Source organism: Rhodococcus sp. BP-241 (genome assembly GCF_019836145.1).
Lineage (GTDB): Bacteria > Actinomycetota > Actinomycetes > Mycobacteriales > Mycobacteriaceae > Rhodococcoides.
In genome coordinates, this window is record NZ_JABUEI010000002.1 from 77,003 (window position 1) to 103,061 (window position 26,059).

Below are 26,059 nucleotides of genomic sequence, written 5' to 3' on the forward strand. Positions count from 1 at the left end.
TGGGGCTGCCGGGCGCACCGCGCCGGCCGGTTGGGGCTGCCGGGCGCACCGCGCGGGGTTCTGCGCAGGCTGTGGGGTGCGCGCAGCACCGGGCGCTGCGCGCGGAAGGTCCGGCGGGTTGCCGACGGTCCGGCGCCCCGGATCTCTGGTGCGCGTCGTGCCGGGCGCACCGCGCGGGGTTCTGCGCAGGCTGTGGGGTGCGCGCAGCACCGGGCGCTGCGCGCGGAAGGTCCGGCGGGTTGCCGACGGTCCGGCGCCCCGGATCTCTGGTGCGCGTCGTGCCGGGCGCACCGCGCGGGGTTCTGCGCAGGTTATGGGGTGCGCGCAGCACCGGGCGCTGCGCGCGGCGCCGGGCCTGGCGCACCGCACCGCCAGGTCACCGCGATGAGTTCCGGGCCACCGCGGAGTCGGCATCTGTATGACCGAGACTCCCAGCACCATCACGAACATCGGCGTGGCCATGTTCACCGTTGCCGATCAGGACAAGGCCCTCGACTTCTACACCCGCGTGCTCGGGTTCGAGGTGCGCGGTGACACCCGCTTCGGGCCGAACGAGGAGTACCGCTGGCTCGAGGTGGCGCCGCCAGGGTCCACGGCGCGCCTGGCGCTGAACCCGCCGATGTACGACACGCCGGGAGGTTCCGCGATCGGGGTGGAGACCGCGGACGTCCGCGCGGAACACGCACGTCTGAGTGCCATCGGCGGCGTCGAGATGGAACCGCTCGGCGGCGACGACGATCCGAACGTGCCGCCGATGTTCATGCTGAAGGATCCCGACGGCAACGTCATCACCGTCGTGCAGGCGTGATCCGTTCCCTCCCGGCTCAGCGCAGAGCGAGGGTCGGGAGGGACAGGCTCACCAGCATCAGCGCGAACAGCAGCCAGGCGGCGCCCTGCCAGACGGGCCACGTCCCGCCGTGGCGGTAGGAGCGGTAGCCGATCCACAGCGCGCCGAGCCCGCCCAGCAGACAGACACCCGGGACGATCGCAGCGATCACGACGCTGGACGCGCCCGCTGCGAGGAACACGGCCACCGCGACGGCAGCGATGCCGATCACTGCCCCGTCGTACGTGGCCGCGTGCCGAATCGCGCGCGGATCGCGCCACCGCTTCTCGACGTCGCGTCTGCCCATCTCTCGCTTGTCGTCCATGTCGACTGCGTACCCGATTCGGGTGGCTTCAGCGCGAGTCCTCGCGCGCGTCGTCTCCGATCCACACGGGGTTTCCTTTCGAGGGGCACCGTTCGGTCCATGAGCCGTCGTGATCTCGTCATCGGTGCCGATCGTTCTCTGCGTGCCGGCACCACGCGTCGTTCGTTCCTCACGTGGACCGCACTGGTCGGTGCGCTCGCGATGACACCGGAACTGTCGAGCGCGACGGCGCACGCGCAGCCGCAACGCGGCACCCCGGCCGACTACCCGTTCCGCCTCGGCGTCGCGTCGGGCGATCCGCTTCCGGACTCGGTGGTGCTGTGGACTCGTCTCGCGGTCGACCCACTCGCTCCGGTCGGCGGTATGCGGCCGGGTGTGGTGCCGGTGCGGTGGGAGATCGCCGAGGACGAACGGTTCGGGCGGGCGGTGAGCCAGGGCATCGAACTGGCATCCGATGCGGACGGCTGGTCGGTGCACGTGGACGTACGGGGTCTAACTCCGGCGCGGGAGTACTTCTACCGCTTCATGGTCGGTCCGCACGTGAGCACCGTCGGGCGAACGAGGACGGCGCCCGCACCGGGATCACCCCTCGCGTCACTGTCGTTCGCATGGGCGTCGTGCCAGAAGTGGGAGGACGGGTTCTACGGCGCCTATGCCGATCTCGCGGCGAGTGACCCGGACGTCGTCTTCTTCCTCGGCGACTACATCTACGAGTACGCGATCGAAGGTGCAGGCGCCCGCGCATCGCAGCCACGGCCCGAGTCCGCGGGACGAGAGACGCTGGCACTGAACGACTATCGCGATCGGTACGCGCTGTACAAGTCCGATCCCGACCTGGCGTCGGCGCACGCAGCGGCGCCGTGGATCACCACCTTCGACGATCACGAGGTGGACAACAACTGGGCCGGGGCGATCAGCCAGGATGCCGACACCGCCGCTCCCGGCGATCCTGCGGGTGATCCGCGGGTGTTCCTCCTGCGCCGCGCCGATGCGTTCAAGGCGTGGTGGGAGAACACTCCCGTGCGGATGGCCCAGCGACCGACGGGACCGGATCTGACGGCGTACCGCCGCTTCAGTTTCGGTGACCTGGTGGACTTCTCGGTGCTCGACACCCGGCAGTACCGCAGCGATCAGGCCAATGGCGACGGCGAACACGCGCAGAACGAGGAGACCGCAGACCCGAGTCGCACCATAACCGGAGCGGCGCAGGAGAAGTGGATCCTCGACGGCTTCGGGTCCGGCGCGACGTGGAAGTTCCTCGCACACCAGACGGTGATCTCCGACCTGGCCCGCATCAGCGACGGCGAGCGGAAGGTCGGGATGGACCCGTGGAGTGGGTACGAGGCGTCACGGCACCGCATCCTCGACGGCGCCCGCGACCGGGGAATCACCCTCGCGTCCATCGTGGGCGACATCCACCGCACCATCGTGTCGGAACTGCGCCGCGACTATCAGGACGACTCCGCCCCGGTGGTGGGCGTCGAGATCGCGTCGACCTCCATCGCGTCGGGCAAGGACGGTGCGGACGTCGACACGGCAGGTGCGGACATCGCGGCCGCGTCACCGCACGTCAAGTTCGGCAACGCCCGCCGCGGCTACCTGCGTGCGACGCTGACGCCGACGGAGTGGCGGTCCGAGGTCCGGGTCCTGGACGCGATCTCGATTCCCGGCGCGCCGGTCCGCACGGCAGCGACCGTGACAGTGCCGGAGGGGCGGCCGGAGATCGGCCTGACCTAGCTGACGACCGGGTACGCCTAGCCTCCGGCGGCGATGACGGCCGCGATGTTGCGCTCGGCGAGCGCGGTGATGGTGAGAGACGGGTTGGCGGCGCCCGTGCTGCCGGGAACGAGAGCTCCGTCCATGACGTACAGGCCGGGGTGCCCCTTCACTCGTCCGTGCGCATCGGTGACGTCGCCCAGGACCGCACCGCCGAGGGGGTGCGCGGTGAAGGTGTCGTCGACGTCGCGAGTGAACGGCTCGGCGGAGACGACGGTGCGGCCGGCCTGTGCCATCCGGTTCTGCACCGCGCGCAGTGCCTCGACGGTGTCGCGGCTGCCGCCCTTGGGCCAGGTCAAGCTCATCCGGTCCGTCGCACGGTCGTAGCGGAAATCGGCCCGCAGCGGGTCGATGGTCATACCGAGCGATCCGAGGAACCCCATCTCGGTGGGAACACCGGGGACGTACCAGTTCTCGACGCTGAGAGGCAGGCCCGTGTCGTCGACGATGCGCGAGGCGCACGGCGCCCCCTGCGGGCCGCCGCCGATGGGGCCGAGCGAGCGCGTCATGAAGGCGTCGCCGTTGGTGCCCCATCCGCGTCCGACGAACTCGTTGAGCTCGGGAAGCGCGCCGGTGGCCTGCGCGCGGACCAGCAGTTCGGTGGTGCCGATGGAGCCGGCGCCGAGGATCAGCGAGTCGCAGGTCAGCGTGCGCGTCTCGAGTGCGTTGCCCTCGGGATCGAGGCGCCGCACCTCCACGCGGTAGCGGCCGCCGCTCTCGGTACCGATGGCGACGACCTCGTGGCTGTGACACACCACGGCGTTGCCCGTGGCCTCGGCCTGCGGGATGTAGTTCTGCGTCAGGTCGTGCTTCGCCCCGTTGGAGTTGCCGAACGTGCTGCAACCGACGGTGGCGGACGGCCGGGACCGACCCGACATCTCGTCACGCAGCACGTTCCAGTTCCAGCCTCCGTCGACGCGCTGCGGGTCGAAACCGGCGCGGCGGGCGTGGTCGTCCCACGTCCGCGAGTGGGCGAACCCGGGGGAGGCGTAGATGTCGTCGGGCATGGTCGACGGCCGGAGCACCGAGCGAGCCTTCGGGTACCACTGCGACGCCATCTCGTCGTAGTCGACGCGGCCACCGAACGAGAGATCGAAGAAGCGCTTGTCCGGGGCGATGCTGACGCCGGTGTAGACGACGGAGCCGCCGCCCACCGCGGCTGCACGCCACACCGACAGGTTCTCGTATCGCGTGGTGTCGAGGACGCCGTTGAACCAGTCGACGGGCCCGACAGGCATGCCGGTGAGGTTGGTGAACGAGCGCTGATGCCACAGGCCGCGCCCGTCGGCCGTCATGTCGGCGGTGAAGATGTCGCGGAACGGATCGCGCGGCCAGCGGAGTCCTCGTTCGAGCACGGTGACCGACGTACCGGCCTGCGCGAGCCGCAACGCCGCTGCGCTGGCTCCGAAGCCCGATCCGATGACGAGGGCGGGTGAGTGGTCCGGTGGACGCGGAGGGTCGGCGAACAGTTCGGGCAGGAGGTTCCGGATCGAGGGGACGCCGAGCGGGAGTGCGGACGCCGTCGACCGGGTGATCGCGGGCGGGACCGCGAGGCCCACCATTCCTGCTGCGGCCAGTTGCAGCAGTTGCCTGCGCTTCACGTGCACACCCACCATCGATCGAGAACAGTCGAATGGTCAGTCTCCCGTGAATGGTGCAGGTGATGGAACCACTCGACCGGATTGTATGACTGTTACCAATCTCTGTGCCGGTTTATCGGGCGGGTCGGGGCGGAACAGGGCGACTCCCGCGAGGGTTGTTCAGAGTATGCGTCTGTCCCTTCTCGATCGCTCCCGTACCCGCACCGATCGGTCCGCCGCCGCCGCGGTGTCGGACACGATCGAGCGTGCGCGGTGGGCCGAGGCGGCGGGTTACGAGCGGTTCTGGGTGGCCGAGCATCACGCCGTCCCCGGCATCGCGAGCGGCTCACCCGCGGTGCTGCTCGCCGCGATCGGCGCGGCGACGTCGCGGATTCGGCTGGGGTCGGGCGGCGTCATGCTGCCGAACCACTCGCCCATCGTCGTCGCCGAGCAGTTCGCGATGCTCGACGCACTGTGTCCCGGCCGGGTCGACCTCGGTGTCGGCCGGTCGCTGGGGTTCACGCCGCCGGTGCGCAAGGTGCTGCGGGCGGACACCGAGGACGCCGAGCGCTTCGCCGACGACCTCGCGGATCTGCAGGACTTCCTGCTCGGCACCGGTCCGGTGACCGTGCAGCCCGCGCCCGAGCGACTGATCCCGATCCACGTTCTCGCGACGGGTCACGGGCTCGCGATCGCCGCGCAGCGCGGGCTTCCCGTCGTGGTGGGCGGTCCGATGCTCACGGGTGACCTGTCTCCACTGGAGGCGTATCGACGCGAGTTCGTTCCGTCGGCCTTCGCGGCGCAGCCGTCCGTGACGGTGTCGCTCGACGTCCTTGTCGCCGACACCGACGCCGAGGCCCGCCGTCTCGCCATGGCGGAGGCCGTGGCCATGGCGGACTCCCGCCGGACCGGGGAGTTCCCACCGTTGCGGGCGGTCACCGAGATGCCCGACGGACTCACTCCCCGAGCTCGGGAGTCGGCCCAGCGCTCCCTCGACGGCAGCGTGCACGGCAGTCCGGCGACGGTGCGCCGCAGGCTCGAGGACCTCGTCGACCGCACCGGTGCCGACGAGATCCTGTCCTCGGCATCGACCTTCGACCGTGACGCTCTGCGTGCGTCCGACGAGGCGTTGGCCGCACTGCTGCGCTGACGGGTCAGACCTGCAGGTCCACCCACACCAGTCTGTGATCGCTCGCCGACAGCAACTCGGCGCCCGGCTCGCCGGGCGCGGGCCAGAAGACCCCCGACCCGGTGGCCGTCAGATCGGTGCTCGGCAGGACGTAGTCCACCCGCAGATCACCCGGCACGGGATCGGCGAAGTCCGCCGTGTCGGTGCCGGCGGTCGGCGAGGTGGGCGCCGGGTCCTGAAGCGCCGGGCTGTCGAGCAGTTGCGCGATGGCGCCCGGATAGGAGTCCCCGTCGACCGGATCGCTGTTCTGGTCCCCCAACACCACGAACGAGGAGCCGTCCGGCAGGCCGCCGGCGAGTCCGGTGTCGTCGACGAGGTAGTCGGCGCCGGCGATGTAGTCCGCGGTGAGCCGGATCTCGTCGTGATTGCGTCGGCCGTTGCGGTCCTCGGGCCCGTCGAAGGAGGGCGGCGTGGGGTGCGAGACGAGCAGGTGGATCACCCGCCCGTCGATGTCCACGGGCACGTCCCAGTGCGATTTGCTCGACAGGCGCAGGGCGTCCGAGTTCGCGCCGTAGTACTCGCGCGGGAGCAGGTTGTCGGGCATGTCGGCCCAGCGGAAGGTCTGGAACGTGCGGACCGCGGCGGCGTCGAGTGGGAACTTCGAGAGGACGACCATGCCGTACTGGCCGGGGAACTGCCCGAAGCCCCAGGCATCGTTCGGTCCGTCGGACCGCCCGTCGCCGTCGAGGTCGAGCCCGGACGGCTCGCCGGTGTTGACAGGTGCCGTGTACGCGAACGGGTAGTCGATCGGTGCGTCGCCGACGGCGAGGTAGTTGTCGCGGAAGAGGTCGACGGCGCCGTCGGAGTAGTCGAATTCATTGAGTAGCAGCATGTCCGGGGCGTTGCGCTGAACCACGTCGGCCACCGACCGGATCTGCGGATCCGTTCCGGACCGCAGTGCGGCGACCAGATCGCCGGCGGCGGGGCGGTTCATGCTGGCGTTGTACGTCGCGACGCGGACGGTACGCGGGTCACCGGGCGGCTCGTCGGCGGCAGGCGCGCTGCAGGCGGTCAGGGTGTGGACGGACGCGGCGAGGACGGACGCGGCGAGAAGCACGCGGGTGAGTCGCATGGTGCGGGACGCTATCGCGCCGCCCTGACACATGGGCGAACACGAGAGGGCGGGCAGGGGCGCGTCAGGCCACGCCGTCCAGCACCCGCTGCGCGTCCGGCGACACGTACGGGTAGGCGCAGAGGGCGAGCACGCCCCCGATCAGCAGCAGGGGCAGCAGCGGAACCATGCCGGTGGTGAGGGAGCCGTACGCGTCGGACACCGCGCCGACGAGGAGCGGTCCGACGGCGCCGCCCACGGTCGCGGCGATCTGCAGCAGTCCGTAACCCAGTCCGCGGTCGCGCGGGGCGAGCACGTCGGCGACGCACGAGGTTAGGGTGGGGATCGCCCAGGCGGTGAAGAAGCCGAACACGGTGAGCAGCACGGTGAAGGGCAGCCAGCTCTCGGAGGCCAACGCCCCGGCCATGGCCGCGGTGCCCAGCAGGATTCCGGTGCCGCCCACCAGGACGCGCCACTGCGACGGCGTCGAGAACAGGGTTCGCCGGGTGAGCAGGGATCCGACGAGCGTGCCGCCGACGATGCCGATCAGTGTCAGACCACCGCCCGCGGACGCAGCGGCCGCTTCGCCGAGGCCGAATCGGCGTTGCAACAGGCTGGGCACCCAGAACGTCAGGCCACCGACCGCGAGGCTCATGACGGTGAGCGCGCCGCCGGTGAACCACAGCGTCCGGATCGGTGCGACGCGGCGGAGTTGGACCGGCATCGGGTCGGTGGTGGCCTCCGGCGCAGGCGTGTCCGCGCTGCCCGCGGCCAGTCTGTCGGCGTACCCCCGTTCGGGCTCGCGCACGCGTGACATCAGGACGGCGACCACCACACCGGGAATCGCCATGACGAGGAAGGCGCCGCGCCACCCGAGCCACTCGGCGAGCACTCCGCCCAGCACGATGCCGGCGCCGCCGAGGTAGGCCGCGGTCCGCCACCACCCGAAGGCCGTCGGGCGGGTCGCGGGTGGATGGAAGTCGGCGAGCATGCTGGCGCTGGCCGGGTTGTCGATGGCCTCGGCGGCGGCGAGGCCCATGCGCACCAGGTAGAAAACGGCGAAGGTGGGAGCGAGCGCGGAACCGACCGTCGCCAGGGCCCACAAGAACACGACGACGGTGATGATGCGGCCGCGGTCGTGGCGATCGGCGAGGTAGGCGGCGGGCATCGCGAGGAGGCCCGCGGCGACGGCGGCCGCGGTGGGGATGGAACCGGCCGCCGTGTCGCCGAACCCGAACTCCGCCTGCAGCTGCGGCAGCACGGCGGCGACCAGGCTGAACTCGATGCGGTCGACGAGGGAGACCAGCACCAGCACGATCGCGGGTCCCCACCCGTACGGGAGGGTGAGGGAGTCGCGCCGCGCCCCGATCGTGCGCCACCGCGGTGCTCGCGTTGCCGCCGCACCGCGCTCGGTCCGATTCTCGGTCTCCGTCACTGCCGCCCCCGTCCGACCGGCGCGCCTGCCGATTCGGGCGCAGCCTATTCCGGCGAAACGCCCGGGTGCCGTTGTCGGGAGAAGCTTGGGCGGACCCACCATCGGGCCCGCCCGGACCCTTGCTCCATCACCCCCGTGCGCCTTGTGCGTATCCCTGGATGCGCGAAAGGCGCACGGGGGCGTCAGCCCACCGGCAGCTGCTGCACCGACCACCTGTTGCCGTCCGGGTCGGCGAAGTAGGTGAACAGGCCCCACCCCTCGTCCTTCACGGGGGTGGCCTCGACCCCGGCTGCCAGCAACATCTCCCGCGCGGCCTCCGCGTCCTGCACGACGACGAGCATCCCCTCGACGGAACCGGGAACTGCTGTCGTGATGTTCTTCCCGATCGCGATCGAGCACGCGGAACCGGGTGGGGTGAGCTGGACGTAGCGCACGTCCGGGAAGGGAGTGGCGTCGTGATCGGCGTGGAAGCCGATGCGCGTGTAGAACTCCTTCGCACGGTCGACGTCGGTGACGGGCAGCATGACGAGCTGGATCTCCATGGTGAGCGGGTGCGTGGCGGTCATGGTCGGCCTCTCCTCGTATCGGATGATGACCGAGATCCTGCTCGTGATCGAGGACAACCACTGTCCGCAGTGCGCCGCCGATTCCGAGGAACAGTAGGTGTCATCTCCGGTCACAGGTACTGTGACCGGACATTCGTCGTCAGGAGGACTCACATGGTCAGCGTGCGCAACAAGGTCGTGCTCATCACCGGCGCGGGCCGCGGTATCGGCGAGGCGACGGCGCGGGCTCTCGCGGCCAAGGGCGCGAAGCTGGTGCTGACCGACGTGGACGAGGCGCCGCTGACGGCACTCGTGGCCGATCTGGGCGACGTCGCCGTGGGGGTGCGCGCCGACGTACGGGATCTGGCGGACATGCAGGCCGCTGTGGACGCGGGAATCGCGCGATTCGGAGGCATCGACGTGGTCCTCGCGAACGCCGGCATCTCGAGCTACGGGTCGGTGCTCAACGTCGATCCGGAGACGTTCAAGCGCGTGATCGACATCAACACCACGGGCGTCTTCCACACCGTCCGCGCGGCGCTGCCCTCGCTCATCGAGCGCAAGGGATACGTGCTCGTCGTCTCGTCGCTCGCGGCCTTCACCGCGTGCCCCGGCCTCGCGTCGTACAACGCGAGCAAGGCGGGAGCCGAACACTTCGCCAACGCCCTGCGCCTCGAGGTGAAGTACCAGGGTGTGGACGTCGGCTCCGCCCACATGGCGTGGATCGACACTCCACTGGTGCAGGACGCCAAGTCCGACCTCACCGCGTTCCAGGATCTGCTGTCCGTGCTGCCCTGGCCGCTCGGCCGCACCCTGCCGGTCGAGGCGTGTGTCGATGCCTTCGTCCGCGCGGTGGAGCGGCGGTCACGCCGGGTCTACGTTCCCGGCATCGTGGGCGGCATCGGGTGGGTGCGCTCCGTGCTCACCACTCGGCTCGGTGAGGCCACGACGCTGCGCCACGTGCCGCGCATCCTGCCGAAGATGGACGCCGAGGTGAAGGCGCTGGGTCGCTCGGAGAGCGCGCGCAATCGCGCTGTGGTGGAGGGTCAGTCGACGCGGAGCGCGTGAGTCAGGCGGGCGCGCCCCGGCCCGAGATCCGACCAGTCGCCGGTGAACTCCAGCACCGCCAGCGCGGAGGTGGGGTAGCCCCGACGGATCCACACCGCCGCGTCCGACTCCTGATCGTCGGCGAGTTCCAGTGCCGTGAAGGGGATTCCGGGTGCGTGGCCCACCACCAACACGGTCGCCGCCGAGTCGTCGGTCGCGATGATCTCGCGGACGATGTCGTCGGGGGAGCCCCCGTAGACGGTGCCCTCGAAGCGCACCGGCGCGTCGACGGCCGTGCGCTCGAGAGTCTGGCGAGTACGCGTCGCCGTCGAGCAGATCACCGCGTCCACGGCGCCGACGTTCGCCCGGATCCAGTCGCCGGCCGCGGCGGCCTGGCGACGGCCCCGCTCGTCGAGCGGCCGGTCGTGGTCGTCCACCCCGTCCGGGTACGAGGACTTGCCGTGGCGCATCAGGATCAGGGTGTGGGTGTCGGACATCGCTCGATGCTAGTGCCCTACCGGGCGGCGAGCGATGCTGCTGCCCTCGGGCGTCCAGTCGATGTCGCCGCGCTCGCGAAAAGCGTTCAGCCACCCGATCATCGGCCAGTGTCCCCATCGACCGTGGAAGATGGCGGCGTTGGTCACGATGTCGTCGAGATGCTCGATCGGCGGCGAGGACACGGGGTGCCACTGATGGTGCGCGTGCGCTCCGCCGACCCACAGCAGATCCAGACCCGATCGTTCCGCGACGCGGCCGACGTCGGTGTCCTCGCCGCCGTAGCCCGTGTAGTCCTCGCAGAACCCCCCGAGCGTGTGCCACGTCGCCGACGTGACCGCGAACGACAGCGACCAGAACAGATCCCAGTTCGTTCCGATCTCGACGTGCCCGGGCGCCGGATTCGGGCGCGCCGCATGGGGATTCGTCCATTCGTCCAGGTCGTCCGGGTACCCACCGGAGACCTCGGGCAGGTAGGTGACCGGCCCGCACAGCACGGCTCCGTCGCGCGCACGACGGACGTACCGGTCGATCATCTCGCGGCTCGGGATGCAGTCGACGTCCAAGAAGATCAGCAGATCGGCACCGGCCTCGAGGGCGAGGCGGGCACCCTCGTTGCGCGCCCGAGCCAGGGGTAGCGCGTCGCCGACGCGGGGAACGACGGCGGTGGCGTCCACGACCGTCGGGTCACCCATCGACACCACGACGTGCAGATCGGCTCGCCGCGTCGAGCGAGCGAGACCGCGGCGTTGCGCAGCGAGGTGCCCCGCGCGACCCGACACGATCGTCACCACGGCCACCGAAGTCATGTAAGCACCGACGTCATGTCCGCACCGACGTCACGCCCACACGTCCTCGATCGCCGCTGCCGCACGACGCGCTGCGCCGTCCACCTCGGTCCGTGCCCGGATGTCGCCGGTCAGCGCACCGGCACGGTTCAGGATCTCGGGCCACCGGTCCGGATCGGGCCACGACTCGAGCGAGATCGCCAGCCCCGCGGCCCCCAGCGCGTGAGTGGTCGCGAGTTGCTCACCGTGCGGGCGACTCTCGGCCACGATCACCGCGGGTGCACCCGATGCGGCCACGTCGGCCACCGCGTTCTGCCCGCCGTGCGTGACCACCACGCCGGCACCGGTCAGCAGCGGCCACACGTCGTCCACCCAGGGGGTGCCGGGCACGCCGACACCGCGCCAGGTGCGGGTCGGCGTGGCAGCACCCGCTCGGGCGAGGTGGTCCGGGGTGAGAGCTGAGCCCCCTGCGCCCGCGAGCACGACGACGGACGTCGGGTCGCGGTCGGTTCCGGCGCGGGCACGATCGGCGTGGGCACTGATCGAACCGGCGTACACGGTCCTGTCCTCGAACTCGCGCAACCACTCCGGCCGGTACACCGAGGCCGACCACGGAGCGACGATGCGGTCGGCGACGCGATAGGCCAGCTGATGGGGCGCATCGGTGCGCTCGCCCGGCATCGCGAACACGACCACCCGAACACCCATGAGTCGCACGAACAGGGCGACCTCGACGGACACGTCCACGACGACGCATCGGGGGCGATGGTCGTCCACGAACCGCGCGAGGGCGGCCATGCGGTCGGTCATCCCGGGGACCGAGGTGGGCGCCCAGTGGACGACCCCGTGAGCGGTGGGGTCGTCCGGATCGTCACCGCCGTCGGGTGTGTCCGGAGCGGGATCGGCGGAGCCGTCGGGTGTGTCGAGAGGAAGTGTGATCCACCCCGCGAACGGGTCGATGTCCGACGGCCGGGGCCGCGAGGACAGCACCGTCACCGGCTCGGCGAGCGCCCGTGCGACGGACCGGGCGCGGGTCAGATGCCCCACGCCGTGGTGGTGGACGTAGTACCCGATCATGCAGGGACGGCGGCGGTTCGGCCCGACGTCGTCAGCAACTCGCGGTAGAGGTCGAGATAGCTGTCCACCATCGTCGCGTCCGAACAGATGCGCTCCGCGCGAGCGCGGGCGTGCGCACGGGGGAGGCGCGCAGCATCTCCGATGGCCCCGGCGAGAGCGTCGATGTCGTCGGCGGGCACCATCCGGCCACACGTGTCGTCGAGGATCTCCGGGATGCCGCCGCGACGGAAGGCCGCCACCGGTGTGCCGCACGCGAGTGCTTCGGCGACCACGAGCCCGTACGGCTCGTCCCACTGCGGCGTCACCAGTGCGACGGCGGCTCCGCCGACCAGATCGGCGAGTTCCTTCTGCATCAGGTGACCCTCGTAGGTGACGCCGTCGCCGAGGCGGGGCTCCACCGCCGTCCGGAAGTAGTCGTCGTCGGCTGCCGGTCCGGCGATGCGCAGGTGGTAGCCGGCGCGCCGGGCGGCGTCGATGGCGAGATCGACCCCCTTCTCAGGAACCAACCGGCCCGTCCACACCGCGTACTCGCCCGCCCCGCCGCGATCGCCGGTGCCCTGGCCGAACGGCCACCGGTCGAGCGGGATCCCGTTGGGAACCACGGGGATCGGACCCGCGACGGGTAGCCACTGCTGCGCCGTGTACTCGCTCACCGCGGCGTACCCGGTGTTCGGATTGAGCGGCACCGCGGCCGCCGACTCCAGCCAGGCGAGCGGTGGCGTGTGCAGCGTCGTGAGCATGGGGACCGGCACCATCGAGGACATCGCGATGGGCAGGTAGTGGAGGCTGTGATTGTGGATCACGTCGAACGACTGTGCCAGGGGCCCGGCCAGTTCGAGCATGACCGACAGATAGGCGTGATGCTCGTGCACCACCCACGACGGTCCCATGTGTTCGGTCCGCGCGTGCGGACTCATCTGGAACGTGTGGACGTCGATGACGTCGTGCGCGACGTCGGTCGACGTGCCTTCGGCACCGAAGAGCGTGACGCGATGGCCGCGCTCGGTGAGGGCATGGGCGAGATGCCACACGTGTGCCTCGAGGCCACCCGCGAACGGTTGCGCGATGGGGAAGCGCGACGATCCGAGAAGGGCGATGCGCAGTGGACGTGCGGCGGCGGCGACCGTCATACGAGCACGGCTCCGTCCGCGCGGCCCGAGGCGACGGGAGCGGACAGGGCACGGTAGAGCGCGGCGTGCTCGGCGGCGATCGCGCTCTGCTGATGGCGTCGGTAGTCGGCGAAGTCCGGGCCGGTCGGCTCGGTGCGCAGCGCCTCGCCCACCGCGGAATCGAGCGACGCAGGATCGAAGAGGCCGGGTCCGAACACGAAGGTGGGGCACGGGAACTGATCGGCGAAGTGGCCGATGTCCGGGACGACGGGGACGACGCCGAGGTCGCGGCACGCCTCCATCCAGCCAGAGTGCGTACCGAAGCGGTACGGAAGCACGGACACGTCGATCTCGGACAGGTACTGCCACAGCTCCGCGTCGGTGAACCGACGATGCACCCGCACGTCGACGTCCGGGTGATCACGGAAGGCCAGCAATCGCTCGCCGCGCTCCGGTGCGTACCAGTGGCTCGTGTGGTCGAACACGTCGTCGTCGATGTCGAGACGCACCACGGCGTCGCGTGCCGACGCGGCCGCCACGACGGTCGCCATGACCGCCTCGGGATCGAGGTTCGCGCGCAACGACTTGGCGTGCACGGCGACGACTGCGCGCTCGTGCGCCGTGGTGTCGCGTGCGGTGATGACGTCGAGCGGTGCGACGTGCGGATGCGGGATCACCATTGCCGAGCGGCCCCACAGACGTTCGATCTCCCGAGCGGCGCGGTCGGTCAGCGTGATGACGGCGGCCGCGGCGGGGACGAGGACGTCGAGCTGGGACCGGTGCATGTCGAGCTCGGCGAAGTGTGGATTGTGCAAGTCGTGCACCGTGAGGACGAGGGGGGTCGACGACTCGCGCAGCACGGAGACGACGTCGGCGAGACGGTCCGGTGTGGCGGCGTCGAAGCCGAAGTGCAGGTGCGCCACGTCGATGTCGTCGATGTGCGCGCGGAGATAGTCGGGCTCGAGCAGGCGCGGCGGCCACCACTGCCCGGGCGTGGTCGCCTCGAGGGGCCGGGGATCGTCGAGCAGAAGAATGTCGTCGCCCGTGGCGACGACAGCGGCGACGTACGGGTGCGCAGCAGGGATGGATGCGACGGCGATCACGGCTCGGGTCATCCTCTCGGGGGCAGACGCGCGCGCCCGAGGGGTGGGCAGGGCGGCACGGGTGTACGAACAGGGATCGGGCCGCCTTCTGGACCACGACAAAAGAGGAATGCCCCGGGGGGCTCGTCCACAAACGCGGTGTCGTGCAGGTCTCTCACCGCTTCGTTTGCGCGCTGTCCGGGTAACCCGACGTCATGCCTCACTCTGCGTCGACCGAGCCGGACGGCCGGACGCGTCACTACGGCGAGTTCTACGGTCTCGACCCGGTGCCCGACGATCCACCGCTGTGGATCGTGCTCGGGAACTGCCAGGCCGAGGCCGTGCGAGTGATGCTCGACGAGGTGCCGGACGCGCCGTTCCGGACCGTGCGCATGCCGCCGGTGCACGAACTCGACTCGGCCGACGTGCGGCACCTCGCCGAGCTGGCCGGCCGGGCCTCGGTGTTGCTGGCGCAGCCGGTTCGCGATGACTACCGCGACCTGCCGATCGGGACGAACCAGGTGGCGTCGATGCTGCCGGAGCACGCCCGGGTCGTGCGGTGGCCGGTCTTCCGGTACAGCGGGCTGTACCCGTTCCAGGTGATCGTGCGGCACCCGAGCGACCCGTCGGCGTCTCCCGCCGGCGCTCCGTACCACGATCTGCGCACGGTGCTCGTGGCCGCAGGCAGAGTGGAATCCGAGCAGTGGCGCGCCGCTCCCGTCGCCCCTGACGCGCTGCGCGCGAACGCCGAGGCGAGCATCGCCGAACTCGCACGACGCGAGCGCCGGGACTGCGACGTCGCGATCTCGGACGTCCTGACCGCGCACGGAGCGGACGCCGCACACACGATCAATCACCCCGGCAATCCCGTGCTGCTCGAGCTGGCCACGCGCATCCTGTCGGCAGCCGGTGTCGACGCTGCGGCGGCGGATCCCGGCCGCGTACTGCTCGATTCGGTGCACACGCCGCTGGAGTCCGCTGTCGTCGACGCGCTCGGCCTCGGCGCCGCGCCCCGGCCGGACTGGGTGATCGGCGGCTCCGTCGTCGATGCCGAGGACATTCACCGTCGCCAACTGCAGTGGTACGCGGAGCATCCCGCGTTCGTGGACGCCGCGCTCACCCGACACGCGGACACACTCTCGCTGCTGCTGTCGGAGGTCGCCTCGTGACGTCGGTCGCGCATCTCGTCATCGGTCCCGAGCGACACGGGGTGGTGCAGTTCGCGCTGCGCATCCGCGACGGCATAATCGACGCCGGTCTCGAGTCGACGCTCCTGCGTCACGAGTCCGCGAGTGACGTCACGTCGATTCCGGACGTCGACGTCGTGCACCTGCACGTCACGGACCGATTGTTCGGGTCACCGGCGACGGCTGCAGCCGGGGTGGTCGAGGACCTGGCGCGGCGCATCCACGCATCGGGTTCTGCGTTCGTGGTGACGCTGCACGATCTGCCGCAGCCGTCCGACGGCCGATCCGCGTCCGCGCGCGTCGAGTGCTACCGACGGGTGGTCGCGTGCGCGGACACCGTGATCGTCAGCAGCGAGCACGAACGAGACCTGGTGCGCGAGGCCGGTATCGGTACCCCGTCCGTCGTGATCCCGCTTCCCGTGGCGACGGGGGTCGGCATCCGCACGGACAGCGGCGAGGTGACCGTCGGCGTCCTCGGGTTCCTGTACCCGGGCAAGGGACACGCCGAGGTGCTGGACGCGCTGCCCCCGGGCGCGCACCTGCTGGCACTGGGAACGCCGTCGCCGGGACACGATCATCTGGTCGACGAGCTGACCGAGTCCGCAGCGGCACACGGCACCACCGTGCGTGTCACCGGCTACATCGACGACGCCGACCTTCCGGTCGAACTCGGCCGCGTCACCGTTCCCGTGGCGCATCATCGGCACATGTCCGCCTCCGGGTCGATCAACACCTGGATCGAGCACGGCCGTCGACCGCTGGTGGTGGCCGGCGCGTACACCCGTGAGTTCGCCCGGCGCTCGCCCGGCACCGTGACCCTGTACGAGGAGGACCGACTCGCCGAGGCGCTCGCCGACGCGGCGGGTGACCCCGAGTCGACGTGGCTGGAGGACGGGGTCGTCGCGCACCCCACGCGCGCGGAGGTCGGCGCCGCGCACGTGCGGGTGTACGCGGAGTCGGTCGTGGTGCACGCGTGATCACCACCGCGGTCCCCACCCCGCTCGGCCACGCGGTGCCCGGAAACAGGTGGGACCTGCTGCGCGACATCGATGCTCCGCGCCCGTCGGTCAGCGTCGTCGTGCCCTATTTCGAACAGCAACGGTCGCTGGATCTGGTTCTCGCGGCGCTCGAGCAGCAGACGTACCGCGCGTTCGAGGTGATCGTCGCGGACGACGGCTCGGCCACGGCGCCGCTCGTCCGCAGTGCGCTCGACGTCACGGTGGTCTCGCAGGAGGACCGTGGCTTCCGTGCCGCCGCGGCGCGCAATCTCGGGGCCCGTGCCGCGTCCGGTGACGTGCTCTGTTTCCTCGACGCCGACACGGTTCCCGAGCCCGGGTACCTCCAGGCGCTCGTGCGTCTGCCGTCGCTGGTTCCCGATGCACTCACCGTCGGTCGACGGCGACACGCGGACCTGTCCGCGCTGGGCCGACTTCCGGGGCCGGACGACGAGATCTTCGACGAGCCGCGCTGGTTGATCGACGCGTACCGCGGTTCGCGAGATCTGCTCGATGCCGATCATCGCTCCTATCGCCACGTCATCAGCGCGGTGATGTGTTGCACCGCAGCATTCTTCGAGGAAATCGGCGGCTTCGACGAGTCGTTCGGCGGATACGGCGGAGAGGACTGGGAGCTGGCCAATCGCGCCTACCTCGCCGGCGCCCTGATCGCGCATGTGCCGGACGCCGTCGCCTGGCACGACGGTCCCGACTGGGCCGGCCGACCCGGTGAGCAACGCACCGAGCAGAAGAACACGGAGGCCCTGTCCCTGCTTCCACTCGTCACCGACCCCGCTGCGCGCACCCACGGCGTCCGGTACGCCGTTCCCGACCTCACGGCCGTCGTGCACGCCGACGGACACAGTGCCGCATCGCTGTTGGTGACGGTGGGATCGGTGCTCGCGCAGGGGGACGTCACCGTGTGGGTGGACGGGACGGACGCCGCGGATCTCGTCGCGTCGTGGCGGACCGACGACCCGCGAATCCGCCTCGGTGCCCCCGGCGGCGACGACGTACGGCGCAGCCGCTTCGGGCTCGACCTCGTCGGTCCGGTCGTCCTGGCCCCGGATGCAGCGCGGACGCTGGCGGCGTCGACGCCTCCGCAAGGCCCCGGTCTGGTGCGGTCGACCGTGCCCGGCGGCAGTGTGGAGTGGTGGTCGTGGCGCGCCGTGCGCCGGGCCCGCCGGTGGGCCGACGCACTGGATCGCACCCCGCAGCAGGCCCTCGCCGACCTGTTCGGCATCACGGACCTACCGGCCGACGAGGTCGGCATCGCCGCGGGTCCGCATCAGCCGGACCTGTCGTGGTGAGACCCCCGAACCATTCGAGTCACAGGACACCGGAGGCATCATGACCACCGAGCACGACATCGTCATCATCGGCGGGGGCAACGCGGGCATCAGCGCCGCCGCCCGTTTCCTGAACAAGGGCGTCTCCGACGTGGTGGTCATCGAACCGCAGGAGGTGCACACCTATCGGCCGCTGCTGTCCTACGTCGGCGGCGGGCAGGCGTCCCTCGCGTCCGCGCAGCGCTCCCAGCGCTCGGTGACACCGAAAGGCTGTACCTGGATCCAGGAGCGTGTCGTCTCGGTGGACACCGTGACGCGGACGGTGCGCACCGAGTCGGGCACGGAGGTGCGCTACCGCGACCTCGTCGTGGGATCCGGTCTCGTGCCCGATCACGACGCACTGCCCGGAATCGACGCGGCGCTGGCGTCGTCGTCGGTGGCGAGCAACTACCTCGACGAGGCGACGCGTACCTGGCACCTCGTGCAGACGATGCGTCCCGACGGGCACGCCGTCTTCACGGTTCCTCGTGCGCCGGTGAGCTGCACCGGCACCACCATCAAGCCGCTGTTCCTCGCCGCCGCGCACTGGCGGAAGGTGGGTGCCGCGCCGTCGATGACGCTGGTGGTCGACCGCCCGGATCTCGTGGGAGTGCCGGCGCTCGACGCCCGGCTGCGGAAGTACCTGCGGGAGCTGGATGTCCGAGTGCTTCACCGCACCGCCGTGACGGCGCTCGCGCCGGGCGAGCGATCGATCACGGTGACTGGCGCGGACGGTCGCACCGAGCGGATCGGCTACGACATGCTGCATCTGGTGCCGCCCTACCGCGGACCGCGGTGGGTCGAGGAGACCGGCCTGGCGAGCGCTGATCCCGGCACGCACGCAGTGGTGGACGTGGATCCGCGGACCTTCCGGCACCGCACACACGAGGGCGTGTGGGCCGTGGGCGACGGCGCGTCCATCGACACCGACCCCTCGGGCGGCGGACTACGCCGCCAGGTGTCGATCCTCGTCGACAACGTGCTGGCGCAACGATCGAACGAGGCGCTGGGGGAGTACGACGGCTACACCGTGGCGCCGATCCCGGTGGACGCGCGGCGTCTCATCGCGGCCGAGTTCGATCGCACCGGCGAGATCACGTCGTCGTTGCCGTCGTTCCTGGACCCGCTGAAGCCCCGTCGGCTCTCGTGGGCGGGCGACCGGTTCGGCCTGCCGTTCACGTACTGGCACCTGTTGCTGAAGGGCCATCTCTGAGTCAGCTCGTCGGGCGCAGCATTCCGGTGAGGAACAGTTGCGTCGCAGCATCGACGATCTCGTCGGGGGTCGCACCGATGTGGTCCTGCAACCGGGCGGAGACGAGTTCGGAGCAGGCGCCGATGAACATCAGCGCCATGAGCCGGTCCTGCGGCGGCGGGAGTGCGCGGTCGGCCCAGAGTTCGTGCGAGCGTTCGACGACCACGTCCGCGACGGTGTCGATGGTCGCCTGACGTCGAGCTCGCAGGGTCGGTGACGCCATCGACTCGACGAACGCGATCCGGCCCTTGCGGGGGTCGGACAGCATGATCGACACCACGGCGCTCAGAGCGGCCCGCACGCGGTCGGCGACGTCTCCGTCCGTGGACGAGACGGCATGGATCGCAGCGCTTCTCACCTCGTCGGCAACGCTGTCGAGCACGGCGAGCAGCAGGTCCGACTTGGTGCGGAAGCTCTCGTAGAAATACCGCTCGGTGAGCCCGGCTGCGGCGCAGACCGCGGTCATCGTCGTCTTGTCGGTGCCCACCGAGGACATGAGGTCCAGGCCCGCCTCGATCAGTGCGGCCCGGCGGCGGACGGCGCGGTCCGCCGCGTCCACTCCGCCGTAGGTCCTGCTCGCGGGTTCCGCCATGCCGTCAGTCTCGCAGGTCTTGACGAGTGCCTCTCCTGTGACGCACACTACATCTGACAGGATGCCCTGTCAGATACTCAGGAGGCCCCATGGCTCACGCGCTCGCCGCCCCACCGCTCGGCTCCGATCTCCGTCCCGTCATGGGCAGCGCGGGCATCCCCTACGTCGGCCGTTCGATGCAGTACATCCGGGACCCCCTCGCCCTGTGGCGTCAGCAGGAGCGGCGCTACGGGCAGGTCTCGTGGCACACGATGGCGGGTCGGCGCGTGGTGCTGGTGCTCGGCGCCGACGGGTGCGAGGAGATCCTGACCAACCGGGACAAGGCGTTCAGCAACGCACTCGGCTGGCGGCCGCTCATCGGGCCGTTCTTCGACAACGGGCTCATGCTCATGGACCTCGGCGAGCACCGCCACCACCGGCGGCTGCTGCAGCAGGCGTTCACCAAGGACCGTCTCGCGTCCTACGCCGCGGCGATGGAACCGCTGATCGCCCGCACCGTGCAGGAGTGGGACTCGTCGGAGCACTTCGAGATCTATCCCGCCGTGAAGTCGTTGACGCTCGGCCTCGCGACCGAGGTGTTCATGGGCGGGGTGCGGGACGGTGACACCCGGCTGGACGCCGTCAACAAGGCCTTCGTCGACTGTGTTCAGGCGGCGACGTCCATCGTCCGGCTCGACGTGCCCGGTGGTCGGTGGCGCCGGGGTCTGAAGGGTCGACGCTTCCTCGAAGACTTTCTGCGGGACTATCTTCCGGATCGGCGGCGCGGCGACGGCCGAGATCTGTTCTCGGTGCTCGCCCACCTCGAGGACGACGACGGCGAGCGCTTCTCCGACGACGCGATCATCGACCACATGATCTTCCTGCTGATGGCAGCGCACGACACGTCGACCATCACCATCTCCACGATGGTCGATCAGCTCGGCCGACACCCGCAGTGGCAGGAGGAATGTCGCCGGCAGTCGCTGGCCGCGGGCCCCGACGTCTCCGCACCCGAGGCGCGGGCGGGTCTGACGGCACTCGACGCGGTGATGAAGGAATCGCTGCGCATGCTCGCTCCGCTGCCCACCATGGCGCGATGGACGGTGCGGGACACGGTGATCCGCGGCCATCACGTGCCTGCCGACGTGATGGTGGTGGCCACGCCGCATTACACGCATCACGATCCCACTTACTGGTCGGATCCCGAGGTCTTCGACCCCACCCGCTTCGACGGTCGCGCGCTGCCGCACAAGTTCGCGTGGCAACCGTTCGGCGGCGGGGTCCACACGTGCCTGGGTCAGTTCTTCTCGGCCATCGAGATCACGATGGTGCTGCACCACCTCCTGCGCCACCACACGTGGTCGGTGCCGGCCGATCGTGCGACACCGATCGACTTCACCTCCCTGCCGTATCCCAAGGACGGGCAGCCCGTGCGGCTGCAGCGCCGCAGCTGACGGTGCCGAGGCCCTGTGTCGCCGCGGCGATGCTGTGTACGAGCAGCACCATGCCCCACGGCCCGGCCACCCAGACGGGCCAGGGGTACAGCATCGATCCCGAGGCGACGCAGGTGATCACGTAGATCACGCTGCACAGCGCGACCACCGACGCCCACCGCAGCCACGCGGCCGCGGGCACGGTCGTCGGATGTCCGGGTGTGGACGGCGCTGGATGCAGATCGGCGGTGACGGCGGCCAGGTCTGCATCGGAGCGGGCCGAGACCACGGCCGCGGAGCGGGTGTCGAACTCGTCCAGGGTCAGGCGCCCGTCTCCCACCGCGGCGGTGAGGAGTGCGAGTGCCTGCTCGTGTGTCTGCGGTGCGGTCATCGAACGCTCGATTCGTCGGGGTGGTCGAGATCGGGGTGGTCGAGATCGGGGGTCGACAGTCCACTGTGGAATGTCCGATCTCAGACTGCACCGTCCACTGTGGACTGTCAAGGTGTGGGACGATGACGCCATGGCCGACACTCGTGGCACCACCGTCAACGCGACGGCGGCCTCTCTGCTGGGATTCCTGCACAACGGGCCCATGTCCGGATGGGACCTCGTTGCCACGGCGCAGGTCTGCATCGGCGGCTTCTGGACGGTCACGCGGTCCCAGGTCTACCGCGAACTCTCCGGCCTCGCCCGCGCCGGACTGGTGGAGGAACTCGAGACGCAGGCGCGTGATCGCAAGCCGTACCGCATCACCGACGCGGGGCGAGCCGAGTTCGCCGCCTGGATCTCGGTGCTCCCCGAGCCGGAGGTCATTCGTCATCCGCTGCTGCTGATGATCTCCTTCGGCGAGCACGTGCCGGCGTCCGTGCTGAGCGAGGCGGTGGCGGCGCACCGGAGCACGCACGAGGAGAACCTGCGCCGGTATCGCGAGCAGAAGGACGCCGCGCTCGACGATCCCTACGCCGCGGCCACCCTCGATTTCGGCATCGCCTACGAGACGATGGTGCTGAGCTGGCTCGACGGCCTGCCCTGGCAGTAGGCGACCGGCCTCCGGGGTTTCTGCTCTCCTCGCGCCGCCTGCGAGCGGGATCCCGCCGATTCAGTCGGCGAGAGGAGCAGAAACGCCACTCGCGCCGGCGCGCGCCACCACGCACGCGATCGTGCGTACCGCGTCGTCCACCATGAACCACACCGTCACCGCCGGTGCACCGTCCACGTCGTGCCGACGCCAGCGGAGCGTGACGTGATCCGGCGCCATGATCGGCGAGAGGTACTCGATGACCGCGCGGTGCGGTCCGCCGGTGATCTCGCCGGACTCCGCGCGGGCGAGCACCTCCTCGACGGCCTGCCAGTAGGCGGCGTTGTTCACGTGGTTGAACGCGTCGACGTCGGTGATGCGCAGCGGGAACGCGAGATCTGTCAGTGAGGACTCCGGGGCCGGATCGCGGAGCCACTGCTTCCACTTGAGTCTGGTCTCGCCCGCTGTGCGGGTGAGCAGCGCGAGCCCCTCGTCGGAGATGCGCGTCGGCATGCCCGTCGTCGACGAGATGCTGATCCAGAATCCCTCGGTGCGGATGTGCGCGCCCTTGTCGCCGGTGATGTCGACGCGCATGTTCGACCATCGCGTCGACAGACCGGAACACCAGCGCCGCAACGTGATCCGCTCGGGCCAGACCGACGGTCGGTCGATGTCCATGATCGTGCGGCGCACGATCCAGAACGGATCCGTCTCCCCGAGTCCGGAGGCGTCGAGGTTGTCCGACCCGATGTCCTGCAGGTACCGGGCGACGGAGTCGTAGCGCAGCCGGTTCGCGGTGTCGACGTCGCCGGCGCGGATGGGCCACGCGGTCTCGAACCCCTCGCCCGTCGGCGGCTGTGGTGCGAGTTCGTGGCTGGTGACGGGGGAGAGGTCCATGGTGCTCATTTCCGACGTGATGGTCAGGACGTGCGGGCGCAGATCTCGTCGACGGCGTAGCGGTACCCGCGGACGCCGCACCCGGCGATCACCGACACGGCGATCCCCGAGACGAAGCTGTGGTGTCGGAACTCCTCGCGGGCGTGCACGTTCGAGATGTGGATCTCGACGACGGGGATCTCGGGCACGACCAGAGCATCGCGCAGAACGACGGACGTGTGGGTCAGGCCGCCCGGGTTGATGACGATTCCCGACGCCGTCCCGCGCGCCTCGTGAATCCAGTCGACCAACGCGCCCTCGTGATTGGACTGCTCGGCGCGGACAGTGCGTCCGTGGCGTTCCGCGGTCTCGCGGCACAGCGCGACCACGTCGTCGAGCGTCTCGGTGCCGTAGACCTCGGGTTGGCGGGTTCCGAGCATGTTCAGGTTCGGACCGTTGAGCACCAGGATGGGCAGCGGGGAGGCCGGAGGCCGGCCGTCGTCAGGCAGCGTGTCGTGGTGGGCGTGACCGTGGGTCATGGGTGCGGACTCTACCCGGGAGACTGAGCAGCATGCGCGCGTGGATCGTCTGGGGAACAGGTGTCCTCGCCTACATCGTCGGCGTCCTGCATCGCACGTCGTTCGGTGTGTCGGGGCTCGACGCGGCGGATCGGTACGCCGCGAGTCCGTCGGTGCTGTCGTCGTTCGTCGTCCTGCAGGTCGTCGTCTACGCGGCCATGCAGATCCCCGCGGGAGTGCTGCTCGACAGGGTGGGTCCGCGCGCGATGATCGTCACGGGAGCGCTGGTCATGGCGTCGGGGCAGATGATCCTGGCGTTCACCGACTCGCTGCCGGTGGCGGTGGCGGCCCGTGCCGTCGTGGGTGTCGGTGATGCGCTGACGTTCATCTCGGTGCTGCGGCTGGTGCCGAAGTGGTTCGCGCCCCGCCGGGTTCCGCTGGTCTCGCAGCTGACGGGCATCTTCGGGCAGGTCGGGCAGGTGCTGTCCGCGGTGCCGTTCCTGACGCTGCTGCACGGCGGGGGGTGGTCCGTCGCCTACGGCGCGGCCGCAGCCAGCGGGGTGGTGGTCGCGCTGGCGGCGTTCCTCGCCGTCTCGAACTCGCCCGATCCCGGACCCGGCAGCGCGCCGCGGGTGACGTTCCGCGAGACGGTGCGCAACATCTCCGTCGTCTGGTCACGGCCCGGTACCCGGCTCGGCTTCTTCTCCCACATGGGGACGCAGTTCTCCATCACCGTGTTCGCGCTGATGTGGGGAGTGCCCTACCTCAGTTCGGCGCAGGGGGTGTCGTCCGCGGTGGTGGGCGCGCTGCTCACCACGTCGGTGGTGTCGGCCATCGTGTCGGGCATCGTCGTCGGCATCCTGACGGGGCGTTATCCCATGCGTCGGTCGTGGATGGTGCTGGCGATCATGGCCAGCAACGCCCTCATGTGGGCGGTGGTGCTCGCTCTTCCGGGACCCGCGCCGACGTGGTTGCTCTTCGTCCTGGTGATCGTCATCTCGGTCGGTGGTCCGGGGTCGGCCATCGGCTTCGACTACGCGCGCACGTTCAATCCGTCGGTCGCGCTCGGCACCGCCCAGGGCATGGTGAACATCGGCGGTTTCCTCGCATCGCTGCTGGTGATGCAGGCCATGGGCGCCATTCTGAACGCGATGGGCGGCTACACCTTCGAGGCGTTCCGCGTCGCGTGGCTCACGCAGTACGCGGTCTGGGCCGTGGCGGCGACGGGTGTGCTGGTGGCCCGCCGCAAGACCCGTCGCGACGCGGGGATCTCGCCCCGGACCTGGCGTGAGGTCAGGGAGCGGATGCGGTCGCAGCGACCGGCACGGGAGCCGTCGGAGCCGTGAAGGCCGACCGCCCGGCGAGGACCCCGAGCAGTGCCAGCAGCATGGTGACGGCCGCGAAGACCAGCACCGCCGTCACCGACAGGGTGTCGACGATGCCGCCGCCCACCAGGGCACCCGTCGCGATGGCCACCTGGAAGGTCACGACGTAGATCGCCGACGCGCGGTCCGCCGCGGCCCCGGCCGGTGCCGAGTGCAGGACGGCGGACTGGATGCACACCGGGATGGTGGTGAAGGCCATGCCCCACAGAGCGATGGCGACGATCGCCAGCACGCCGGATCCGGTGGACAGCGCCAGGACCAGCGCCGCGAGCGCCGTGGTGATGGCGGTGAGGACGACGATCGTCGAGCGCCACGGACCGCGGTCGTACGTGCGACCGATGAGCCAGATGCCGGCGACGCCGGCGAGTCCGTAGACGAACAGCATGGTCGAGAGCACGCTCCCCGATGTGCCGATGCCCTCGCCGACCACGAGCGCGAAGTACGTGTAGCCGGCGAAGTGGCCCAGCGCGGCGAGGAACGTGATGCCGCACAGCAGGACGAGCACCCGGCTGATGCCGGGGCGCGACGTGGCCGTGGTGGCGACCGGAGTCGCGACCGGGAGAGCGGGCAGCAACCGGGTGAGGGCGACGGTGATGGCCAGCGCGACGACGCCGAGCGTCGCCGCGGCGACGCGCCAGTGCGTCCACTGTCCGAGGGCGGCGGTCAGCGGATTGCCCGCGACGAGTGCCAACGACGTCCCGGCGTAGACGAGCGCGATGGCCTTCGCGCGCTTGCCCGGTGCGGCGAGTGACGCCGCGACCGGAGCCACCACGGCCCAGAACACACCGTGGGTGGCCGCGCAGATCAGTCGTGCTCCGACCAGCATCGGATAGCCGACGGACACCGCCGACACGAGTTGCGACACCGCGAGTGCGCCGGCGGTGATGACGACGACCTTGCGACGGTCCCACGACTTCACCGCCGCCATCAGCGGCAACGTGATCACGGCGACCGCGTACGCGTAGAAGGTCAGCAGCAGCCCGATGGCCGATTCGCCGACACCGAGGTCGGCGGACATCTCGGGGAGCAGTCCCACCGGCAGCGTCTCCGCCGTGACGTAGATGAACGCGGTCGCGCCGAGGACGAGCAGAGCGGGCGTGTTCGCGCGCGGAGGTGCCGTGGACATGCTGTGTAACGATACACACGGTCTCCGATGGGCGATAGAGTGAC

At 70.4% G+C, this 26,059-nt stretch carries 26 protein-coding genes; 11 read left to right on the plus strand and 15 right to left on the minus strand.

The window, feature by feature from the left end; genetic code table 11:
• Positions 1-418 precede the first annotated feature (418 nt).
• Entirely contained in the window at positions 419-808 is a 390-nt protein-coding gene (locus tag HQ308_RS03885) for a VOC family protein (protein ID WP_222645488.1), read from the plus strand.
• A 16-nt stretch (positions 809-824) separates the two neighbouring features.
• Here the strand turns inward: HQ308_RS03885 and HQ308_RS03890 are convergent, their stop codons facing one another.
• Positions 825-1,151 (minus strand): hypothetical protein, encoded by a 327-nt coding sequence (locus HQ308_RS03890; RefSeq protein ID WP_222645489.1) that lies wholly within the window; start codon positions 1,149-1,151, stop codon positions 825-827.
• A gap of 99 nt (positions 1,152-1,250) precedes the next feature.
• Here HQ308_RS03890 and HQ308_RS03895 point away from each other — a divergent pair, with 99 nt between their 5' ends.
• Complete coding sequence (locus HQ308_RS03895) at positions 1,251-2,888, plus strand: alkaline phosphatase (protein ID WP_222645490.1); 1,638 nt, start codon at positions 1,251-1,253, stop codon at positions 2,886-2,888.
• A gap of 17 nt (positions 2,889-2,905) precedes the next feature.
• Here the strand turns inward: HQ308_RS03895 and HQ308_RS03900 are convergent, their stop codons facing one another.
• On the minus strand, positions 2,906-4,489 hold the full coding sequence (locus HQ308_RS03900) for a GMC oxidoreductase (protein ID WP_222645936.1): 1,584 nt from the start codon (positions 4,487-4,489) through the stop codon (positions 2,906-2,908).
• Positions 4,490-4,694: 205 nt separating this feature from the next.
• On the opposite strand from HQ308_RS03900, the gene HQ308_RS03905 reads away from it, so the two are divergent.
• Complete coding sequence (locus HQ308_RS03905) at positions 4,695-5,657, plus strand: MsnO8 family LLM class oxidoreductase (protein ID WP_222645491.1); 963 nt, start codon at positions 4,695-4,697, stop codon at positions 5,655-5,657.
• Between the two features lie 4 nt (positions 5,658-5,661).
• On the opposite strand, the gene HQ308_RS03910 is transcribed toward HQ308_RS03905, so the two are convergent.
• The 3 genes from HQ308_RS03910 to HQ308_RS03920 all read right to left on the minus strand — a co-directional run bounded on the left by HQ308_RS03910 (position 5,662) and on the right by HQ308_RS03920 (position 8,748).
• Positions 5,662-6,768 carry an endonuclease/exonuclease/phosphatase family protein gene (locus HQ308_RS03910; RefSeq protein ID WP_222645492.1) on the minus strand — a complete coding sequence of 369 codons (1,107 nt, stop codon included), beginning with the start codon at positions 6,766-6,768 and terminating at the stop codon, positions 5,662-5,664.
• Positions 6,769-6,832: 64 nt separating this feature from the next.
• Positions 6,833-8,182 (minus strand): MFS transporter, encoded by a 1,350-nt coding sequence (locus HQ308_RS03915; RefSeq protein ID WP_027504582.1) that lies wholly within the window; start codon positions 8,180-8,182, stop codon positions 6,833-6,835.
• Between the two features lie 182 nt (positions 8,183-8,364).
• Positions 8,365-8,748, minus strand: a complete 384-nt coding sequence (locus HQ308_RS03920) for a VOC family protein (RefSeq protein WP_222631810.1) — start codon at positions 8,746-8,748, stop codon at positions 8,365-8,367.
• Between the two features lie 153 nt (positions 8,749-8,901).
• Between HQ308_RS03920 and HQ308_RS03925 the strand changes: the two genes are divergently transcribed.
• Positions 8,902-9,795, plus strand: a complete 894-nt coding sequence (locus tag HQ308_RS03925; RefSeq protein WP_027504584.1) for an SDR family oxidoreductase — start codon at positions 8,902-8,904, stop codon at positions 9,793-9,795.
• On the opposite strand, the gene HQ308_RS03930 is transcribed toward HQ308_RS03925, so the two are convergent.
• The 5 genes from HQ308_RS03930 to HQ308_RS03950 are packed head-to-tail and all read right to left on the minus strand — an operon-like array spanning position 9,774 to position 14,346.
• Entirely contained in the window at positions 9,774-10,271 is a 498-nt protein-coding gene (locus HQ308_RS03930) for a histidine phosphatase family protein (protein WP_222631808.1), read from the minus strand. The genes HQ308_RS03925 and HQ308_RS03930 overlap by 22 nt on opposite strands.
• A gap of 9 nt (positions 10,272-10,280) precedes the next feature.
• Positions 10,281-11,078: a glycosyltransferase family 2 protein gene (locus tag HQ308_RS03935; protein WP_222631806.1), complete on the minus strand. Its 798-nt coding sequence runs from the start codon at positions 11,076-11,078 to the stop codon at positions 10,281-10,283.
• A gap of 30 nt (positions 11,079-11,108) precedes the next feature.
• Entirely contained in the window at positions 11,109-12,134 is a 1,026-nt protein-coding gene (locus HQ308_RS03940; RefSeq protein WP_222645493.1) for a glycosyltransferase, read from the minus strand.
• Positions 12,131-13,264, minus strand: coding sequence for a glycosyltransferase (locus HQ308_RS03945; RefSeq protein ID WP_222631796.1), 1,134 nt, complete (start codon positions 13,262-13,264; stop codon positions 12,131-12,133). Before HQ308_RS03945 ends, HQ308_RS03940 begins: the two co-directional genes overlap by 4 nt.
• A complete protein-coding gene (locus HQ308_RS03950; protein ID WP_308115661.1) occupies positions 13,261-14,346 on the minus strand; it encodes a hypothetical protein in 1,086 nt (361 codons plus the stop codon). Before HQ308_RS03950 ends, HQ308_RS03945 begins: the two co-directional genes overlap by 4 nt.
• Before the next feature lie 194 nt (positions 14,347-14,540).
• Here HQ308_RS03950 and HQ308_RS03955 point away from each other — a divergent pair, with 194 nt between their 5' ends.
• Genes HQ308_RS03955 through HQ308_RS03970 form a run of 4 tightly spaced genes read left to right on the plus strand, consistent with a single transcriptional unit; the run spans position 14,541 to position 19,048 of the window.
• Positions 14,541-15,494, plus strand: a complete 954-nt coding sequence (locus tag HQ308_RS03955) for a WcbI family polysaccharide biosynthesis putative acetyltransferase (protein ID WP_222645495.1) — start codon at positions 14,541-14,543, stop codon at positions 15,492-15,494.
• Complete coding sequence (locus HQ308_RS03960) at positions 15,491-16,489, plus strand: glycosyltransferase (RefSeq protein WP_308115662.1); 999 nt, start codon at positions 15,491-15,493, stop codon at positions 16,487-16,489. Before HQ308_RS03955 ends, HQ308_RS03960 begins: the two co-directional genes overlap by 4 nt.
• Positions 16,486-17,817 (plus strand): glycosyltransferase, encoded by a 1,332-nt coding sequence (locus HQ308_RS03965; RefSeq protein WP_308115663.1) that lies wholly within the window; start codon positions 16,486-16,488, stop codon positions 17,815-17,817. The genes HQ308_RS03960 and HQ308_RS03965 overlap by 4 nt, the downstream gene beginning before the upstream one ends.
• Positions 17,818-17,857: 40 nt before the next feature.
• Positions 17,858-19,048 carry an NAD(P)/FAD-dependent oxidoreductase gene (locus tag HQ308_RS03970; protein WP_027504592.1) on the plus strand — a complete coding sequence of 397 codons (1,191 nt, stop codon included), beginning with the start codon at positions 17,858-17,860 and terminating at the stop codon, positions 19,046-19,048.
• A gap of 1 nt (position 19,049) precedes the next feature.
• Here HQ308_RS03970 and HQ308_RS03975 read toward each other — a convergent pair whose 3' ends face one another.
• Positions 19,050-19,679 (minus strand): TetR/AcrR family transcriptional regulator, encoded by a 630-nt coding sequence (locus HQ308_RS03975; RefSeq protein WP_222645496.1) that lies wholly within the window; start codon positions 19,677-19,679, stop codon positions 19,050-19,052.
• 89 nt (positions 19,680-19,768) lie between these two features.
• On the opposite strand from HQ308_RS03975, the gene HQ308_RS03980 reads away from it, so the two are divergent.
• On the plus strand, positions 19,769-21,112 hold the full coding sequence (locus tag HQ308_RS03980; protein ID WP_222631775.1) for a cytochrome P450: 1,344 nt from the start codon (positions 19,769-19,771) through the stop codon (positions 21,110-21,112).
• Here the strand turns inward: HQ308_RS03980 and HQ308_RS03985 are convergent.
• Entirely contained in the window at positions 21,054-21,482 is a 429-nt protein-coding gene (locus tag HQ308_RS03985; protein ID WP_222645497.1) for a DUF1707 domain-containing protein, read from the minus strand. The genes HQ308_RS03980 and HQ308_RS03985 overlap by 59 nt on opposite strands.
• 130 nt (positions 21,483-21,612) lie before the next feature.
• On the opposite strand from HQ308_RS03985, the gene HQ308_RS03990 reads away from it, so the two are divergent.
• The gene (locus HQ308_RS03990) at positions 21,613-22,131 is read left to right on the plus strand and encodes a PadR family transcriptional regulator (protein WP_156380457.1); all 519 of its coding nucleotides are present in this window, start codon (positions 21,613-21,615) and stop codon (positions 22,129-22,131) included.
• Positions 22,132-22,191: 60 nt separating this feature from the next.
• Here the strand turns inward: HQ308_RS03990 and HQ308_RS03995 are convergent, their stop codons facing one another.
• A complete protein-coding gene (locus HQ308_RS03995; RefSeq protein WP_056442367.1) occupies positions 22,192-23,007 on the minus strand; it encodes an acyl-[acyl-carrier-protein] thioesterase in 816 nt (271 codons plus the stop codon).
• A 23-nt stretch (positions 23,008-23,030) separates the two neighbouring features.
• Entirely contained in the window at positions 23,031-23,525 is a 495-nt protein-coding gene (aroQ, locus tag HQ308_RS04000; RefSeq protein WP_222631773.1) for a type II 3-dehydroquinate dehydratase, read from the minus strand.
• Between the two features lie 32 nt (positions 23,526-23,557).
• Here aroQ and HQ308_RS04005 point away from each other — a divergent pair, with 32 nt between their 5' ends.
• Positions 23,558-24,850: a nitrate/nitrite transporter gene (locus tag HQ308_RS04005; RefSeq protein ID WP_222631765.1), complete on the plus strand. Its 1,293-nt coding sequence runs from the start codon at positions 23,558-23,560 to the stop codon at positions 24,848-24,850.
• Here the strand turns inward: HQ308_RS04005 and HQ308_RS04010 are convergent.
• A complete protein-coding gene (locus tag HQ308_RS04010) occupies positions 24,798-26,015 on the minus strand; it encodes an MFS transporter (RefSeq protein ID WP_027504599.1) in 1,218 nt (405 codons plus the stop codon). The genes HQ308_RS04005 and HQ308_RS04010 overlap by 53 nt on opposite strands.
• Positions 26,016-26,059: the final 44 nt, after the last annotated feature.

Excerpts from the sequence above, each read along its gene's own strand:
- HQ308_RS03885 (WP_222645488.1), top strand. The coding sequence starts at position 419 with ATGACCGAGACTCCCAGCACCATCACGAACATCGGCGTGGCCATGTTC.
- HQ308_RS03890 (WP_222645489.1), bottom strand. The coding sequence starts at position 1,151 with ATGGACGACAAGCGAGAGATGGGCAGACGCGACGTCGAGAAGCGGTGG.
- HQ308_RS03895 (WP_222645490.1), top strand. The coding sequence starts at position 1,251 with ATGAGCCGTCGTGATCTCGTCATCGGTGCCGATCGTTCTCTGCGTGCC.
- HQ308_RS03900 (WP_222645936.1), bottom strand. The coding sequence starts at position 4,489 with ATGGTGGGCCTCGCGGTCCCGCCCGCGATCACCCGGTCGACGGCGTCC.
- HQ308_RS03905 (WP_222645491.1), top strand. The coding sequence starts at position 4,695 with ATGCGTCTGTCCCTTCTCGATCGCTCCCGTACCCGCACCGATCGGTCC.
- HQ308_RS03910 (WP_222645492.1), bottom strand. The coding sequence starts at position 6,768 with ATGCGACTCACCCGCGTGCTTCTCGCCGCGTCCGTCCTCGCCGCGTCC.
- HQ308_RS03920 (WP_222631810.1), bottom strand. The coding sequence starts at position 8,748 with ATGACCGCCACGCACCCGCTCACCATGGAGATCCAGCTCGTCATGCTG.
- HQ308_RS03925 (WP_027504584.1), top strand. The coding sequence starts at position 8,902 with ATGGTCAGCGTGCGCAACAAGGTCGTGCTCATCACCGGCGCGGGCCGC.
- HQ308_RS03930 (WP_222631808.1), bottom strand. The coding sequence starts at position 10,271 with ATGTCCGACACCCACACCCTGATCCTGATGCGCCACGGCAAGTCCTCG.
- HQ308_RS03935 (WP_222631806.1), bottom strand. The coding sequence starts at position 11,078 with ATGACTTCGGTGGCCGTGGTGACGATCGTGTCGGGTCGCGCGGGGCAC.
- HQ308_RS03940 (WP_222645493.1), bottom strand. The coding sequence starts at position 12,134 with ATGATCGGGTACTACGTCCACCACCACGGCGTGGGGCATCTGACCCGC.
- HQ308_RS03945 (WP_222631796.1), bottom strand. The coding sequence starts at position 13,264 with ATGACGGTCGCCGCCGCCGCACGTCCACTGCGCATCGCCCTTCTCGGA.
- HQ308_RS03955 (WP_222645495.1), top strand. The coding sequence starts at position 14,541 with ATGCCTCACTCTGCGTCGACCGAGCCGGACGGCCGGACGCGTCACTAC.
- HQ308_RS03970 (WP_027504592.1), top strand. The coding sequence starts at position 17,858 with ATGACCACCGAGCACGACATCGTCATCATCGGCGGGGGCAACGCGGGC.
- HQ308_RS03975 (WP_222645496.1), bottom strand. The coding sequence starts at position 19,679 with ATGGCGGAACCCGCGAGCAGGACCTACGGCGGAGTGGACGCGGCGGAC.
- HQ308_RS03980 (WP_222631775.1), top strand. The coding sequence starts at position 19,769 with ATGGCTCACGCGCTCGCCGCCCCACCGCTCGGCTCCGATCTCCGTCCC.
- HQ308_RS03985 (WP_222645497.1), bottom strand. The coding sequence starts at position 21,482 with ATGACCGCACCGCAGACACACGAGCAGGCACTCGCACTCCTCACCGCC.
- HQ308_RS03990 (WP_156380457.1), top strand. The coding sequence starts at position 21,613 with ATGGCCGACACTCGTGGCACCACCGTCAACGCGACGGCGGCCTCTCTG.
- HQ308_RS03995 (WP_056442367.1), bottom strand. The coding sequence starts at position 23,007 with ATGGACCTCTCCCCCGTCACCAGCCACGAACTCGCACCACAGCCGCCG.
- aroQ (WP_222631773.1), bottom strand. The coding sequence starts at position 23,525 with ATGACCCACGGTCACGCCCACCACGACACGCTGCCTGACGACGGCCGG.
- HQ308_RS04005 (WP_222631765.1), top strand. The coding sequence starts at position 23,558 with ATGCGCGCGTGGATCGTCTGGGGAACAGGTGTCCTCGCCTACATCGTC.
- HQ308_RS04010 (WP_027504599.1), bottom strand. The coding sequence starts at position 26,015 with ATGTCCACGGCACCTCCGCGCGCGAACACGCCCGCTCTGCTCGTCCTC.